We start from the raw sequence: 14925 nt of genomic DNA, 5'->3' as shown, positions 1-14925 counted from the left end.
CGCGCGTAAAGCCGTCACGTCAGGCTATTGGCAAGTGCGGATGGCGTGTTCCGCGGGCTGATGCACCCTCAGACGTCAATAAAATAAGACAACATCGGTCCACCCGCCCGCTGTTCGGGGGATGGGTCCCGATAGGCTCGAAGCTCGCAAGCGGAGCCCATGGCCTGCCCGGATGGTGGAATGCAGACACGGCGAGCTTAAACCTCGCTGCCCCTTCGCGGGCGTGCCGGTTCAAGTCCGGCTCCGGGCACCTTCCTCGTCACCTGTTCCGGTCGGACGGAGCCGCTTCGGGGTGTCATGGTGTCCGTGCCACGGCTGACCCTCGGCGTCGAGGACGGCACCAGAACCGCCCACACACCACTCGACCCCGCACGACCGTTGACAGCGGGGCCCGTGCGGCGGAGACTCACGCCCGGAAGAGAGTGAAAGAAATTTCACCAGGCGAACGCCATGTGGGGCGGCGGGAGAGAAGGAGACGACCGATGCGCACCACCGTCGGGATCATCGGGGCGGGCCCGGCCGGGCTGCTGCTCGCTCGGCTGTTGCACCGTGCCGGGATCGAGTCGGTCGTCCTGGAGGGCCGGGACCGGGACTACGTCGAGCAGCGGCAGCGGGCCGGGATTCTGGAGCAGGGGACCGTCGACGTGCTGCGCGCCGCCGGGGCCGGGGAGCGGATGGACCGGGAGGGGCTGCGGCACGACGGGATCGAACTGCGGTTCGACCGGAGCCGGCACCGCGTCGACTTCCCCGCGCTCACCGGCGGGCGGTCCGTGACCGTCTACGCCCAGACCGAGGTCTGCAAGGACCTCATCGCGCTTCAATTGAAGGAGGGCGGGCCGCTGCTCTTCGAGGCCGAGGCGCTGGGCGTGGAGGGCGCGGAGGGTGACCGGCCGCGGGTCCCGTTCCGGTACCAGGGGCGCGAGGACGTGCTGGAGTGCGACTACGTCGTCGGCTGCGACGGGTTCTGGGGGGTGGCCCGCCAGGCCTTCCCGGCCGGGGTTTCCCGGGTGTTCGAGCGGTCGTACCCCTACGCCTGGCTCGGCATCCTCGCCGATGTCGCCCCCTCGCACGACGAACTCGTCTACGCCCGCCACGAACGCGGCTTCGCCCTGCTGTCCATGCGGTCGCCGGCTGTCTCCCGGCTCTACCTCCAGGTGTCCGCGGGTACGGACGCCGAGGCGTGGGACGACGAGGCGATCTGGGACGAGCTGGAGCGGCGGTTCGAGACGGACGACGGCTGGCGGCTGGAGCGCGGGCCGGTCACCCAGAAGTCGGTCACCCCCATGCGCTCCTTCGTGCACGAGCCGATGCGGCACGGCCGGCTCTTCCTCGCCGGCGACGCCGCCCACATCGTGCCGCCGACCGGCGCCAAGGGGTTGAACCTCGCCGTCGGTGACGTCGTCACGCTCGCCCGGGCCCTCGCCCACGAGCGGGAGACCGGCTCCCCGGACCTCCTCGACGCCTACTCCGCGACCTGTCTGCGCCGGATCTGGCAGGCCGAGCGGTTCTCCTACGACATGACGACCCTGCTGCACCGGGCCCCGGACGCCACCGCCTTCGACGCCCGCCTCCAACTGGCCCGGCTGGAGCGGATCGCCTCCTCCCGGGCGGCCGGGACCGACCTCGCGGAGGCGTACACAGGGTTTCCGCTCGGTTAGCCGTCCGTCCATGGCCGGGAATCAGATGCCCGCGTAGCGTGTTGCGCAGCACAGCAGGGGAAAGATCCTCCTCAAGTATCATGGTCGATCCTTTGCCAATCCATTACTCTTGAGCCAAGGCTGCGCTCGGCAGCCATGGAGGAGTGAAATGAGGAGCAGCAACCCGGTCTTCTCGCGACGGGGGTTCAGCCGCGACAACGGCTACGCCGGCTTCAACACCGCACCGCAGGCCGGGTACGCACAGGGCAACCCGTACGCGCAGAACCCGTACGCGCAGAACCCCTACGCACAGCAGGGCGTCGGCGCCCCGCCCCAGGCCCCGGCCACCACCGACCGGATGACCATGGACGACGTCGTCGTCCGCTCGGCGGTCACGCTGGGCACGGTCGCCGTCGGCGCCGTCCTCGCCTGGGCCCTGCTGCCCGTCTCGGGCACCAGCTACGGCCTGGCCGTCGGCTCCGCGCTGATCGCCTTCGTCCTGGCGATGGTGCAGAGCTTCAAGCGCACCCCGTCGCCCGCGCTGATCCTCGGGTACGCCGCCTTCGAGGGCGTCTTCCTCGGCGTCATCAGCGAGATGTACAACAGCCGCTGGAGCGGCGCGCCCTTCCAGGCCGTGCTCGGCACCATGGCCGTCTCGGGCGCGACCCTGCTCGTCTACAAGGCCGGCTGGATCCGCGTCACCGCCCGCTACGCCCGCATCGGCCTCGCCATCGCGATGGCGTTCCTGGTGGTCATGGCGGTCAACCTGCTGCTGGTCGCCTTCGGTGTCGCCGACGACGGCGGACTGCGCAGCTTCGGCCCGCTCGGCGCGCTCGTCGGCATCATCGCGATCATCCTCGGCGCGTTCTTCCTGACCCTCGACTTCAAGCAGATCGAGGACGGCATCGCCTACGGCGCCCCGCGCAACGAGGCATGGCTCGCCGCGTTCGGCCTCACCCTGACCCTGGTGTGGATCTACGTGGAGATGCTGCGGCTGGTGGCGATCTTCAGCAGCAACGACTAGCACCGACGCCGGTCTTCGGCAGGGCCCCGGGCGATCCGCCCGGGGCCCTGTGCCGTTCAGAGCAGCTTGGCCGTTCAGAGCAGCTTGCGCGCCGCCCTCCTCAGGTCGTACTCGTGCACGATCGCCTTCGCGTGGCCGTACGCCAGGTCGTACTCGTGCCGGAGCCAGCTGACCTTCTCCTCGAAGCGGAAGAGTGCCGGGCCTTCTTCGACGGTGCGCAGCCAGTCGGAGACTTCACGACCGGTGCAGTGGGGGATGCGGGCGAGCAGATTGCGGTGGGTCTCCTCGGAGAAGACGTGGGACATCGGCGCCTCCGAACGCAAAGGGGATGTAAGCCGGTCCTTCACGTCACCGTGCCTGAGCGTTCGCGTATTGGCAACAGTGCGGGGCGTTACGCTCGGCGGGTGGTTGATACGACGCCCTTGACCAAAGCAGTGGATCACTTCGCCGACCGGTTGCGGGCGGCACCGCAGAGCCGGCTCCAACGGAGCGCGGCGGCGGAGGCACTGGCCCTGGCCCGGGAGCTCTCCCGGCGGGCCCAGTTGACGGAGGAGCCGGGGAGAGAGCCCCGGGAGATGCCGGACGCGGGGATGTTCGCCGCGGCGGATCAGATCCTGGTGGCGGCGCATGACCTCGCGGTCGTGGTGCGCAGTGAGGACCAGGTCGCCGAGGCCGTGCGGCTGGTGGAGGAGGCGCGGCAGCGGGCGGGGGTCTGACGCCGACCGTCAGAGGGACGCGATCACCCTGTCGGCCAGGATGTACACCGTCTCCTCGCCGCACGCGAACGTCAGGGTGTACGCGCCGGAGACGCCCGAGCCGCCCAGCAGGTACGGGGCCTCGCCGGACTCCAGGGCCCGCGCCAGGCGTTCCGCCGTCTCGCGGTGGCCCGGGGTCATGCACAGGGTGGTGCCGTCGGCGAAGACGTAGACGTCGAGCGTGCCGAGCGGGCCGGGGCGGACATCGGAGAGTTCGACGCGCTCGGCGGCCAGCTCCTCCAGCGTGGTGACGGTGCGCTCGTGGTCGTTCACGGCCGGCGACTGCACGGGCACGAAGTCCGGGTGCGAGGGGTGCCGGCGGCGCGCCGCGGCCAGCTCCGGGGACTCCCCGGCGAACTCGTCGGCGTCGGCGCCCGGCTCGGCGACCGGCTCCAGCGGCTCCAGGCCCACGTAGTCCGCCTGGCGGGGCAGGAACACATCGGCGTCGGGCAGGCCGTACAGCGAGGGCGACTCGGAGGCGTCACGGGCCTCCTGCGCCGCCCAGAAGGCGCGTGCCTCGGCCAGCTCGCGTTCCCGTTCCTCGGCGAGCGCCTCGGCCACGGCCGCCCGTATCCCGTCGGCGTCGGCGGTGGTACGGGCGTTCGGCAGGAGGGCGCGTGCCGTGGCCGCCTGGCCGTCGGCGAGCTGCGCCGCCAGTTCGGTGAGCTGGCGGCGCAGCTTCAGCACGGTGCGCAGGACGGCGACACCCACGGCGCCGGTGGCTGCCGTGGTGAGCAGCAGGGCGATCGGCATGGCGCTCACTGACATACTCCCGGTTCAAAGTCGACCCCCGACTTCCTACATCAGCTTGAAGGGCGGACTAACCAGCTGTCAGTGCGTAACGTCACGAAACGGACAGGACTTTGCGTTCGGGGTTTCGTCGTGCGGTGTGCTGACCCGCGCTGACCTGCACCGATGTGCCCGGCGAGCGAGATAGGTCACATCCTGGGGGAGATTGGATCACGAAAAGGCCCAGAACCGTGGTGTTTCCTGGGTTCTGGGCCCTTCTGCGACGTGACGTGCCTGACCCGCTACGGACGGTGGGTCAGCTGAGGCGCTCGATGACCATCGCCATGCCCTGGCCGCCGCCGACGCACATCGTCTCCAGGCCGAACTGCTTGTCGTGCCACTGCAGGGAGTTGATGAGCGTGCCGGTGATGCGGGCACCGGTCATGCCGAACGGGTGGCCGACGGCGATGGCACCGCCGTTGACGTTCAGCTTGTCGATGTCGATGCCGAGGTCCCGGTAGGACGGGATCACCTGCGCGGCGAAGGCCTCGTTGATCTCGACCAGGTCGATGTCGTCGATGGTCAGACCGGCGCGCTGGAGGGCCTGCTTGCTCGCCTCCACCGGGCCGAGGCCCATGATCTCCGGGGAGAGGCCGGAGACACCGGTGGACACGATGCGGGCGAGCGGGGTCAGGCCCAGGTCGCGGGCCTTGGTGTCGGACATGATGACGAGCGCGGCGGCGCCGTCGTTCAGCGGACAGCAGTTGCCGGCCGTGACGAGTCCGTCGGGGCGGAAGACCGGCTTCAGGCCCTGCACGGCCTCCAGGGTGACGCCGGCGCGCGGGCCGTCGTCCTTGCTGACCACCGTGCCGTCGGGCAGGGTCACCGGGGTGATCTCGCGCTCCCAGAAGCCGCTCTTGATGGCCTCCTCGGCGAGGTTCTGCGAGCGGACGCCGAACTCGTCCATCTCCTGGCGGGTGACGCCCTTCCAGCGGGCCAGGTTCTCGGCGGTCTGGCCCATCGCGATGTAGGGGTCGGGCAGCAGGCCGTCCTCGCGCGGGTCGTGCCAGGTGGTGCCCTCCTGCCCGGCGACCGACTCGGTGCGGGCCTCGGCCTCGGCGAACAGCGGGTTGTGCGTGTCCGGCAGGCCGTCTGAGCTGCCCTTGACGTAGCGGGAGACCATCTCGACACCGGCCGAGATGAAGACGTCGCCCTCGCCGGCCTTGATGGCGTGCAGCGCCATGCGGGAGGTCTGCAGGGAGGAGGAGCAGTAGCGGGTGATCGTGCAGCCCGGCAGGTGGTCCATGCCCATCTGCACGGCGACGATCCGGCCGAGGTTGTGGCCCTGCTCGCCGCCGGGCAGGCCGCAGCCGAGCATCAGGTCGTCGATGTCCTTCGGGTCCAGCTCGGGGATCTTGGCGAGCGCCGCCTGGATGATCGTGGCGGTGAGGTCGTCGGGGCGCAGGTCCTTCAGGGAGCCCTTGTTCGCGCGGCCGATGGGGGAGCGGGCGGTCGAGACGATCACGGCTTCGGGCATCACGGCTCCAGTGGCGGATTTTTTCGGGCAGGGCAGGTGGGAAGTTACCCGTACGTATGGGCCAGGTCACCGGTGTCGCGGTGTGACACTGGCCGCAATTGTCTAAGCGCTTGCTTGGCTCCGGGGCGGCGGGGGCCGAGGCGGTCAGAGGGGCCGGGTCGCCGGCTCCGCCTCGGGTACCCGCCGCCGGCGCCTCCGCTTGAGCAGCGCCCATGGTCCCCGCGGCCCCGTCGGCATGGCCGCCGTCACCTCGGTGCCGGCCTCCGACGCGGCCTCGGCCGCCGCGCGGGCCACCGGCAGGAAACCCTCGCGGCGCGACACGTCCGGCCGTTCCTCCTCCGGCCACAGGCCCAGCGCCGCGCACACCGTGGGCAGGACGGCCATGGCCGCGGTCGCGTAGCCCTCGGCCGACGGGTGGTAGTTGTCCGGCCCGAACAGCTCCCGCGGATTCGCCTCGAACTCGGGGCCGAGCAGGTCGCCCAGCGACACCGTGCGCCCGCCCTGTTCCACCACCCCGATCGTCTGGGCCGCCGCCAGCTGCCGGGACGCCCGCCGGGCCAGCCAGCGCAGCGGCTGCTGCACCGGCTCGATGGTGCCGAGGTCGGGACAGGTGCCGACCACCACCTCGGCGCCGGCCGTGCGCAGCCGCCGTACCGCCGCCGCCAGGTGCCGTACCGAGCGGGTCGGGGGCATCCGGTGGGTCACGTCGTTCGCGCCGACCATGATCACGCAGATGTCCGGGACGGGGCTGAGCGCGGACAGCACCAGCGCGACCTGGCGGTCCAGGTCGTCGGACCGGGCGCCCGGCACCGCCACGTTCCGCAGCTCGACCGGGCGTTCCGCCACCGCCGCGAGCCCGGAGGCCAGCAGCGCCCCCGGGGTCTGGCCCGCCCGGTGCACGCCCTGCCCCGCCGCCGTCGAATCGCCGAGCATGGTCAGGCGGAGCGGCGGTTCGCCCGGGATGCCGTACGCGTGCCCGTACACGCCGTCGGCCACCGGCACCCGCCCGCCGCTGCCGTTGCCCACATGGCGCCGTGCCAGTCGCACCTCCGCCAGCACCAGACCGACGACGGCCGCGCCGATGAGCCCGACCCCGCCCCCGCCGTACGCCGCCCCGGCCGCGATGCGCCGGGCCACCCGTGCCCTCGACATCCTCGTCATGCGTCGCCGCCACCTCCTCGTAGCCGTACCCACTCCTTGCCCCGTACGGACCGTGCGCCAATCTCGACAGGGAGTGAACGAACGCTCACGCCACACCGCTGGCCTTAGGCTGGCGACACCACTACGAACAGTTCTTTTGCAGCGACCGGAGACAACGGTGCGATACCACGACTCGATGATCAGCCTCGTCGGCAACACCCCGCTGGTGCGGCTCAACAACGTGACCAAGGGCATCCAGGCGACCGTCCTGGCCAAGGTGGAGTACTTCAACCCGGGCGGTTCCGTGAAGGACCGCATCGCCCTGCGCATGATCGAGGCCGCGGAGCAGAGCGGGGAGCTGAAGCCGGGCGGCACGATCGTCGAGCCGACCAGTGGCAACACCGGCGTGGGACTCGCCATCGTGGCCCAGCAGAAGGGCTACAAGTGCATCTTCGTCTGCCCGGACAAGGTGAGCACCGACAAGATCAACGTGCTGCGCGCGTACGGTGCCGAGGTGGTGGTGTGCCCGACCGCCGTGGCCCCGGAGCACCCTGACTCGTACTACAACGTCTCCGACCGGCTGGTGCGCGAGACGCCCGGCGCCTGGAAGCCCGACCAGTACTCCAACCCCAACAACCCGCTCTCGCACTACCACTCGACCGGCCCCGAGCTGTGGGAGCAGACCGAGGGGAAGATCACCCACTTCGTGGCGGGCGTCGGCACCGGCGGCACCATCTCCGGCACCGGCCGCTACCTGAAGGAGGCCAGCCAGGGCGCGGTCAAGGTCATCGGCGCCGACCCCGAGGGCTCCGTGTACTCGGGCGGCTCCGGGCGGCCGTACCTGGTCGAGGGCGTCGGTGAGGACTTCTGGCCGACCGCCTACGACCGCACCGTCGCGGACGAGATCGTCGCCGTCTCCGACAAGGACTCCTTCCAGATGACCCGCCGGCTGGCCAAGGAGGAGGGCCTGCTGGTGGGCGGCTCCTGCGGCATGGCCGTCGTGGCCGCGCTGAAGGTCGCCGAGCGGCTCGGCCCGGACGACGTCGTGGTCGTGCTCCTGCCCGACAGCGGCCGCGGCTACCTCAGCAAGATCTTCAACGACGAGTGGATGGCCGACTACGGCTTCCTGGAGGACGAGGGCCCCAGCGCCCGCGTCGGCGACGTCCTGAGCGACAAGGCGGGCGGCTCCATCCCGTCCCTGGTGCACATGCACCCGGAGGAGACCGTCGGCCAGGCCATCGAGGTACTGCGCGAGTACGGCGTCTCGCAGATGCCCGTCGTCAAGCCCGGCGCCGGTCACCCGGACGTGATGGCCGCCGAGGTCGTCGGCTCGGTCGTGGAGCGGGAGCTGCTCGACGCCCTGTTCAGCAAGCGGGCCTCGCTGGAGGACCCGCTGGAGAAGCACATGTGCGCCCCGCTGCCCCAGGTCGGCTCCGGCGAGCCGGTCGGCGACCTGATGCAGGTGCTGGGTTCGGCGGACGCCGCGATCGTGCTGGTCGAGGGCAAGCCGACCGGCGTGGTCAGCCGGCAGGACCTGCTGGCCTTCCTGGCCAAGGGCGGCGCCAAGTAGCCCGCTCGGGCAGGGGCCGGGGTTCGCGGAAGTGGTACGCGAGCGTCATGTGCGCGCAGCACCCGCTTAACACGGATACGGCAGATTAGTGGGTGTCGGCAGGGGTGGGAGCGGCTCCCCGCCCAGGCCGGCGCCGAACGGCGCCAAGGACCTCCGGAGCGGCTCCCGGACCTCCATGGACGCCACGGACGCGTAGGCCCGGCCCTGACCCGGCCCGCGTCCCTCGCGGGGACCGCCGTCGTCCCGCCCCCCGGAAACGGGGGTGCGGCGGTCCCCGCGCAACTCTTCTCAGCGGGCGGTGCTCGACTCCCAACTGCCCAGCAGCGCCAGCCGCTCGGCCGTCTCCGAACCCGGCTCCGGCGTGTACACCACGATCGTCTGCTCCGGGTCCGCCGGGACCGTCAGGGTCTCGTACGGCAGGGTCAGCAGGCCCGCGACCGGGTGCCGCACCTTCTTCACGCCGAACGCGCACTCGCGGACCTCGTGGTCGGTCCACAGCCGGCGGAAGTCCTCGCTCTTCAGAGTCAGTTCGCCCACCAGCGCGCACAGGCCGGGGTCGTCGGCGTACCGGCCCGCCAGCAGCCGCAGCTGGGCCACCGTCTGCGCGGCCACCGCCGTCCACTCCGGGTACAGCTCCCGGGAGGCGGGATCGAGGAAGACCAGCCGGGGGACGTTCCGTTCGTCCGGTGCCAGGCGGCTGAAGCCGTTGACGGCGTCACCGAGCGCGTTCCAGGCGAGCACGTCCATGCGGCGGCCCAGCACGAACGCCGGGCTGCGGTCCATGCCGTCGAGGAGGATCTGCACGCCGGGCCGGACGCGGGGCGCACCGGCCGGCTTCCGCCGCTGCCGGCGGGGCCGCGCCACCGTGCGCAGGTAGGCGTGCTCGGTCTCGTCCAGCCGCAGCACCCGCGCGACGGCATCCAGCACGGCGTCGCTCACGCTGGTGCCCCGGCCCTGTTCCAGCCGGATGTAGTAGTCGACGCTCACTCCCGCGAGCTGGGCCACCTCCTCGCGGCGCAGGCCCGGCACCCGGCGCCGCCCGTGCGAGGGCAGCCCGACCTCCTCCGGCCTGATGCGGGCGCGGCGCGAGCGCAGGAAGTCGCCCACCTCTGCTTCGGTCCAGTCCCCGTCCATAGCCAGATCGTAGGGGAGCGGCGGCCGTCGATCCTGGTATTGGCAGACCCAGGAAAACCGCATCCCTGGGTAGGGCGGCCGGACGCGACGAGAGTGGGTGTCAGCCGCCGGGGGGCAGCCCCGGCCGCGGTCCACGAGGGAGCACCCATGTCGTACGAGAACCTGTCCGGCCGTACCGCCGTGGTCACCGGAGCCGCCAGCGGCATCGGTGAGGCGGTCGCCCTGCACCTGGCCGCCGAGGGGGCTCGGGTGGCGCTGCTCGCCCGGCGCGCGGACCGGCTGGACGCGCTGGTGGAGAAGATCCGGGCGGAGGGCGGCCAGGCGCTCGCGGTGGCCGCCGACATCACCGACGACGTGTCCGTGGAGGCCGCCCGGGACCGGGTGCACGAGGCGTTCGGCGCCGTCGACCTCGTCGTCAACAACGCGGGTGTCATGCTGCCGAACCCCGTCGAGGCGGGCCGGCTCGACGAGTGGCGGCGGATGCTCGACACGAACGTCACCGGCGTGCTGCGGATCATCCGCGCCTTCAACGCCGACCTGCTGGCCGCCGCGGCCGGGGGGCGCACCGCCGACCTGGTGAACATCTCCTCCATCGGCGCCCACGTGCCCTTCCCGAACTACGCGGTGTACGGGGCGACCAAGGCGGCCGTCACCTACCTGTCCCAGAGCCTGCGCGGCGAACTGGGGCCGCGGGACGTCCGGGTCACCAACATCGAGCCGGGACTGACGGAGACCGAACTGGCCTCGCACGTCGACAGCGCGGAGCTGTCCGGGCAACTGGACGAGATGTTCGGGGCGATCGGGGGACTGGCCCCGGCGGAGGTCGCCGACGTCGTCGCCTACGCCACCAGCCGCCCCCGGCACGTCAACCTGCGCCAGATCATGGTGCTGCCGACCCGGCAGGCGTGACCCCACCGGGGGCGGTCACTCGGCCCGCGGTCACTCGCCCCGGCGGTTACTCGGCCCGCGGTCGCTCGCCCCGCGGTCACTCTTCTCGCGCCGGGCCGTCGTGGTCGCGCCGGCCGGCGAGGAGCTCCGGGTTGAGCCGTACGGCCTGCACCGCGTTGACGCCGACGATGCCGAGCCAGGTGACCACCATCCCGGACAGCCCGGCGACCGCACCCGCGATGGCGGACAGCGGGATCGCCAGGACCAGTGTGATCAGGGCGAAGCCGTAGCGCTCGCCCCAGGAGTCGGCCGGCTTCGGCCGCCGGGTCTCGCGGGCCGTCGCCATCTGCCGCTCGGCGAGCTGCCGCCGCACCCGGCGGTCCACCGCGTCGTCGATCCGCTGCTCGACCTTCTCCAGGAAGGACTCCACCAGCGCGGAGTCGTAGTCGTCGCCCAGTTCCCTGCGGGCGCGCACGGTCGCGTCCAGGTCCTTCCGGAGGTTCGGGTCCGTCCTGAGGCCGGCGTCCCGGGGATCGAGTGTGCTCATGCCGGTCAGCCTAGGGAGCGGCCGTCTCGACGGCACTGGGGCTAGCCCCCCGCTCGGGGCTCGGGCCGGCCACCGTGTTCCGGCGCGCGACCAGCCAGTACAGCAGCGCCGGCACGGCCAGACCGACGATCCAGGAGATGTCCGCACCGCCCAGCGGCTCCACCAGCGGGCCGGTGTAGAAGCTGGTGGCGAGGAACGGCAGCTGGGCCAGCAGACCGGCCGCGTACACGGCGAGGGCGTCCCAGCGCCAGGCGCCGTAGCGGCCGTGCGGGTCGGCGAGGGCCGCGAGGTCGTACCGCTCCCTGGAGATCAGGTAGTAGTCCACCAGGTTGATCGCCGACCAGGGCGTGAAGAAGGTCAGCAGGAACAGCAGGAAGTCCTTGAAGGAGGACAGGAAGCTGTCCTTGCCCAGCAGGGCCACCGCGGTCCCGGCGACCATCACCAGCCCGATGTACGCGGCCCGGCCCGCCCGGGACAGCCGCCGCTGCCCGCGGAAGCCGCTCACGCTCGTCACCATCGACATGAAGCCGCCGTAGGTGTTGAGGACGTTGACGGTGAGCTTGCCGAGGGCGATGACGAAGGAGAAGAAGGACGCGGCCACGCCCGTGCCGCCGAGGGCGACGACGTAACCGACCTGGCTGTCCAGGAACCTCTCGCCCGCCGTGGCCGCGACGAGCACCCCGAACGTCATCGACCACTGGGAGCCCAGCGCCGAGCCGGACAGGGTCCACCAGAAGGTGGCCTTCGTGGACGTCGTCCGCGGCAGATAGCGCGAGTAGTCCGCCACGTACGGCCCGAACGCCAGCTGCCAGGACGCCGACAGGGACACGGCCAGCAGGAACATCGGCAGCGAGAAGTGCGCGTCGTGCAGCAGCGCGGAGGTGTCGGCGCGGTCCAGGAGGCGTACGGCGAGGTAGACGAAGGCGAGCGCGCAGACGATGCTCGCGACCCGGCCGAGGGAGTGGATGACCCGGTAGCCGGCGGTCGCCATGACCGCCGTTATGGCCGCGAAGACGACGATCCCGGTGGTGTCGTCGGTGTGCGTCAGCTCGCCCACCGCCTGCCCGGCGAGCACGCTGCCGGACGCGAAGAAGCCGACGTACATCACGATCACCAGCAGCAGCGGTACGACCGCCCCGCGCACCCCGAACTGTGCCCGGGACTGGATCATCTGCGGCAGGCCGAGCTTCGGGCCCTGGGCGGAGTGCAGGGCCATCACCGCCCCGCCGAGCAGGTTGCCGAACAGCAGGCCGACGACCGACCACACCACGTCCCCGCCGAAGACGACCGCCAGGGCGCCCGTCACGACGGCCGTGATCTGGAGGTTGGCGCCGAGCCAGAGCGTGAACTGGCTGAAGGCCGTGCCGTGCCGTTCCTCGTCCGGGACGACGTCGATGGAGCGCAGTTCCACGAGCTGAGCCATGCGTTCTCCCCACGCTGGGCTGTATAACGGTATGCAGCGACACACTGTCTGAATAGACGACCCGTGTTTGTCAATGCCCCGGCGCTGTACTCTCCCGGGGCGTCGAGGAATCCGGAGGGGGAGTACGTGATGAGCGGGACCGACAGCCCTGCCAACCGATTGCAGGCGCTCTTCGAGGGCCACCGGCTCACGCCGACCCAGCGCCGCATCGCGCACAGCATGGTGCGCCGGGCCGCCGACGTGCCCTTCCTGTCCAGCGTGGAACTGGCCGAACTGGCCGGGGTCAGCCAGCCGTCGGTGACCCGGTTCGCGGTCGCCCTCGGCTTCGACGGCTATCCCGCCCTGCGCAAGCACCTGCGCGAGGTCGTCCCGGCCGAACCGGCCGCCGAGGTCTCCGCCTACAACGAGTACCAGCAGGCCGTCGAGGCCGAGATCGAGAACCTGAGGCACCTCGCCGAACTGCTCGCCGACCCCCGCCCGGTGCAGCGGGCCGGCCGCGTCCTCGCCGCCTCCCGCCCGCTGCCGGTGCTCGGCCTGCGCGCCGCCGCCTCCCAGGCGTACGGCTTCTCCTACTTCGCCGCCAAGGTGCACCCGGACGTCCGGCTGCTCCACGAGGGCGGCACGATGATCCACGACCGCATCGACGCCGCCGTCCGCGCGGGCGCCACCGCCCTGCTCTGCTTCGCGCTGCCCCGGCACCCGCGCGAGGTCGTGGACACCCTCGCCTACGCCAAGGACGCCGGCCTGACCGTGGTCACCGTCGCCGACTCCGCGTTCGCGCCGGTCGCCAAGTACTCCGACCTGCTGCTGCCCGCCGCCGTCGGCACTGGGCTCGCCTTCGACACCGCGTGCGCGCCCATGCTGCTCGGCCGCGTGCTGCTGGAGGCGCTCTGCGACGACCTGCCGGACGCCCAGGCCCGCCTGGAGGAGTTCGACGCCAAGGCGGCGGCCCGCGGTCTGTTCGTCGAATGACCGGGCCCCGCCACTCTCAGATTCGTCTCACGTTCTGCTATTAGCTTCCCTACGAGACGCATGCGCTTCGGACACGTGACACGGGAGGCTGACGTGGCGCGCGGAGGACAGGGACTGGCTCGGGTGGCCGTCGTCGTACGGGCCGGGGCCGCACCGCTGTGGTGGCTCGGGGTGGTCGCCGCGGGGATCGGGGTCGTGCCGGAGGGAGTGACCGGGCGCCGGATCGGCGTGCTGGCGGGCGCGGCGCTGTTCCTCATCGGCGCGGCCGTCGTGGCACTCGCCCGCCGGGGCCGCTACACCGCCCTCGCCCGCGGGGTGGCCCGCGCCGGCAAGTACGACGTCCTTCAGGACCGGGCGGTGACCGTGCGCGCCTGGCGCCGGGGCCACCGCTGGTGGCTGCTGCTGGGCTGGGCGCTCGCGCTCGGTTCCGCCTTCGCCGTGCCCGCGGCCGGCGGCATGCTGCTGGCCGGGCTCGGTACCGGGCTGCGCCTGAAGGCCGCGTGGCTCGGGCGGCTGGAGCGGGCCCGGGAGACGCTGCTGTGGGTGCGCGTCGACTGGCTCGACCGGCGCGGCGGGCGCCCCGCGGGCAAGGCCGTCAAGGGCCTGCGCGGTACGGGCGTCGCGGCCGGCGACGCGGCCCCGGGCGGGGCCCGCCGCCGTACCGCCGCACTGGTCTGAGCCGCCGTCAGACCTCCAGCTCCTCCTCGATCCGCTTGAGCTGGTGCCGGGCCATCGCCAGGTTGGCCCGGCTGGAGTCGAGGACCAGGTACAGGAACAGCCCGTTGCCGCCGCGGCTGCTGAGCAGGCGGATCAGGTGGTACTGGTCGGAGAGGGTGATCAGGATGTCCTCGATGCCGGCCTTGAGGCCGAGCATCTCCATCGTGCGCATCTTGGCGCGGATGACATCGGTGTTGCCGGCGGCGGCCACGTTCAGGTCGAAGGTCTTGCTGCCGCCCATCGTGCCCAGCGCCATCCCGCTGGTGTAGTCGACGAGCGCGACACCGGTCGCTCCCTCTATGGAGGTGAGGGCTTCCTTCAGCGCGGTCTCGGTGTTGGCCATGGTGGTCCTCTCAGCTGTCGGTTGCGGTGCGCGCCTCGGCGGCCGTGGTGCGGGGCGCGCGGGGAGTGCGGGTCCGTGCGGGGGTGGTCCTCGGGAGCGGGCGTACGGCCTCGGCGGCGTCCAGCAGCTCCCCGATGCGGGCGCCGGCCCGGCGCCCCTCCAGGTGCAGCCGGCCCACGTTGACCCGGTCCTGCGCGAGCAGGGTCAGGACGGCGGTCCGGCCGGCCGCGTAGGTGGCGATGTAGCCGCGCTCGCCGCGCACCAGCAGTTCCCGGAAGCCGCCGTGCCCGGTGGCGTCGGTGACCCGCACGGCGACGCCGAGCGCGGCGGCGGTGAGCGCGGCCAGGCCCTCCGGATCGACCCCGGGGGTGTCGTGGGCGACGACGAGGCCGTCGACCCCGGCCGCCAGGGCACCGGTGAGCTGCGGGACCCGGGTGCGCAGCCGCAGCAGCTCCTCCAGGACGGTCCGCAGGTCCTCTTCGGCCACCATCAGGTCTCTCCTCTCGGCG

16 protein-coding genes and 1 tRNA gene are annotated in these 14925 nt (G+C 71.9%); 8 read left to right on the top strand and 9 right to left on the bottom strand.

What is annotated here, in order from left to right:
• Positions 1-166 precede the first annotated feature (166 nt).
• The 3 genes from ACH4LD_RS08010 to ACH4LD_RS08000 all read left to right on the top strand — a co-directional run bounded on the left by ACH4LD_RS08010 (position 167) and on the right by ACH4LD_RS08000 (position 2661).
• Positions 167-250: transfer RNA gene (locus ACH4LD_RS08010), tRNA-Leu, on the top strand.
• 232 nt (positions 251-482) lie between these two features.
• Entirely contained in the window at positions 483-1658 is a 1176-nt protein-coding gene (locus ACH4LD_RS08005; RefSeq protein ID WP_398055399.1) for a 4-hydroxybenzoate 3-monooxygenase, read from the top strand.
• A 148-nt stretch (positions 1659-1806) separates the two neighbouring features.
• Positions 1807-2661 carry a Bax inhibitor-1/YccA family protein gene (locus ACH4LD_RS08000; protein ID WP_398055398.1) on the top strand — a complete coding sequence of 285 codons (855 nt, stop codon included), beginning with the start codon at positions 1807-1809 and terminating at the stop codon, positions 2659-2661.
• A 74-nt stretch (positions 2662-2735) separates the two neighbouring features.
• Here ACH4LD_RS08000 and ACH4LD_RS07995 read toward each other — a convergent pair whose 3' ends face one another.
• Positions 2736-2966, bottom strand: coding sequence for a DUF4287 domain-containing protein (locus ACH4LD_RS07995; protein WP_030653267.1), 231 nt, complete (start codon positions 2964-2966; stop codon positions 2736-2738).
• Positions 2967-3065: 99 nt separating this feature from the next.
• Here ACH4LD_RS07995 and ACH4LD_RS07990 point away from each other — a divergent pair, with 99 nt between their 5' ends.
• A complete protein-coding gene (locus ACH4LD_RS07990) occupies positions 3066-3377 on the top strand; it encodes a hypothetical protein (RefSeq protein ID WP_398055397.1) in 312 nt (103 codons plus the stop codon).
• A gap of 9 nt (positions 3378-3386) precedes the next feature.
• Here the strand turns inward: ACH4LD_RS07990 and ACH4LD_RS07985 are convergent, their stop codons facing one another.
• From ACH4LD_RS07985 to ACH4LD_RS07975, 3 genes are all read right to left on the bottom strand, one after another.
• Positions 3387-4169: a hypothetical protein gene (locus ACH4LD_RS07985; RefSeq protein WP_398055656.1), complete on the bottom strand. Its 783-nt coding sequence runs from the start codon at positions 4167-4169 to the stop codon at positions 3387-3389.
• Between the two features lie 292 nt (positions 4170-4461).
• Positions 4462-5682 carry an acetyl-CoA C-acetyltransferase gene (locus ACH4LD_RS07980; protein WP_398055396.1) on the bottom strand — a complete coding sequence of 407 codons (1221 nt, stop codon included), beginning with the start codon at positions 5680-5682 and terminating at the stop codon, positions 4462-4464.
• Positions 5683-5826: 144 nt separating this feature from the next.
• The gene (locus ACH4LD_RS07975; RefSeq protein ID WP_207928343.1) at positions 5827-6843 is read right to left on the bottom strand and encodes an SGNH/GDSL hydrolase family protein; all 1017 of its coding nucleotides are present in this window, start codon (positions 6841-6843) and stop codon (positions 5827-5829) included.
• A 157-nt stretch (positions 6844-7000) separates the two neighbouring features.
• Here ACH4LD_RS07975 and ACH4LD_RS07970 point away from each other — a divergent pair, with 157 nt between their 5' ends.
• The gene (locus tag ACH4LD_RS07970; protein WP_103809960.1) at positions 7001-8392 is read left to right on the top strand and encodes a cystathionine beta-synthase; all 1392 of its coding nucleotides are present in this window, start codon (positions 7001-7003) and stop codon (positions 8390-8392) included.
• 288 nt (positions 8393-8680) lie between these two features.
• Here the strand turns inward: ACH4LD_RS07970 and ACH4LD_RS07965 are convergent, their stop codons facing one another.
• On the bottom strand, positions 8681-9526 hold the full coding sequence (locus ACH4LD_RS07965; RefSeq protein ID WP_398055395.1) for a helix-turn-helix transcriptional regulator: 846 nt from the start codon (positions 9524-9526) through the stop codon (positions 8681-8683).
• 147 nt (positions 9527-9673) lie between these two features.
• Between ACH4LD_RS07965 and ACH4LD_RS07960 the strand changes: the two genes are divergently transcribed.
• Positions 9674-10435, top strand: coding sequence for an SDR family oxidoreductase (locus ACH4LD_RS07960; protein WP_398055394.1), 762 nt, complete (start codon positions 9674-9676; stop codon positions 10433-10435).
• Between the two features lie 76 nt (positions 10436-10511).
• Here the strand turns inward: ACH4LD_RS07960 and ACH4LD_RS07955 are convergent, their stop codons facing one another.
• Together ACH4LD_RS07955 and ACH4LD_RS07950 are read right to left on the bottom strand one after the other, a co-directional pair.
• Entirely contained in the window at positions 10512-10961 is a 450-nt protein-coding gene (locus tag ACH4LD_RS07955) for a hypothetical protein (RefSeq protein WP_398055393.1), read from the bottom strand.
• Positions 10962-10971: 10 nt separating this feature from the next.
• Positions 10972-12384, bottom strand: a complete 1413-nt coding sequence (locus tag ACH4LD_RS07950) for a purine-cytosine permease family protein (RefSeq protein ID WP_398055392.1) — start codon at positions 12382-12384, stop codon at positions 10972-10974.
• 129 nt (positions 12385-12513) lie between these two features.
• Between ACH4LD_RS07950 and ACH4LD_RS07945 the strand changes: the two genes are divergently transcribed.
• Both ACH4LD_RS07945 and ACH4LD_RS07940 read left to right on the top strand, forming a co-directional pair.
• Positions 12514-13356, top strand: a complete 843-nt coding sequence (locus ACH4LD_RS07945; protein ID WP_181140146.1) for a MurR/RpiR family transcriptional regulator — start codon at positions 12514-12516, stop codon at positions 13354-13356.
• Positions 13357-13479: 123 nt separating this feature from the next.
• Positions 13480-14034: a hypothetical protein gene (locus ACH4LD_RS07940; protein ID WP_132785507.1), complete on the top strand. Its 555-nt coding sequence runs from the start codon at positions 13480-13482 to the stop codon at positions 14032-14034.
• A 7-nt stretch (positions 14035-14041) separates the two neighbouring features.
• Here the strand turns inward: ACH4LD_RS07940 and ACH4LD_RS07935 are convergent, their stop codons facing one another.
• Positions 14042-14416 carry a hypothetical protein gene (locus tag ACH4LD_RS07935; protein WP_103809967.1) on the bottom strand — a complete coding sequence of 125 codons (375 nt, stop codon included), beginning with the start codon at positions 14414-14416 and terminating at the stop codon, positions 14042-14044.
• A 10-nt stretch (positions 14417-14426) separates the two neighbouring features.
• Entirely contained in the window at positions 14427-14906 is a 480-nt protein-coding gene (locus ACH4LD_RS07930; RefSeq protein WP_014673140.1) for a roadblock/LC7 domain-containing protein, read from the bottom strand.
• Positions 14907-14925: the final 19 nt, after the last annotated feature.

Source organism: Streptomyces sp. NPDC017676 (assembly GCF_044329325.1).
Classification (GTDB): Bacteria; Actinomycetota; Actinomycetes; order Streptomycetales; family Streptomycetaceae; genus Streptomyces.
Note: the sequence above shows the minus strand (reverse complement) of the source record. Positions and strands in the feature narration are given on the sequence as shown.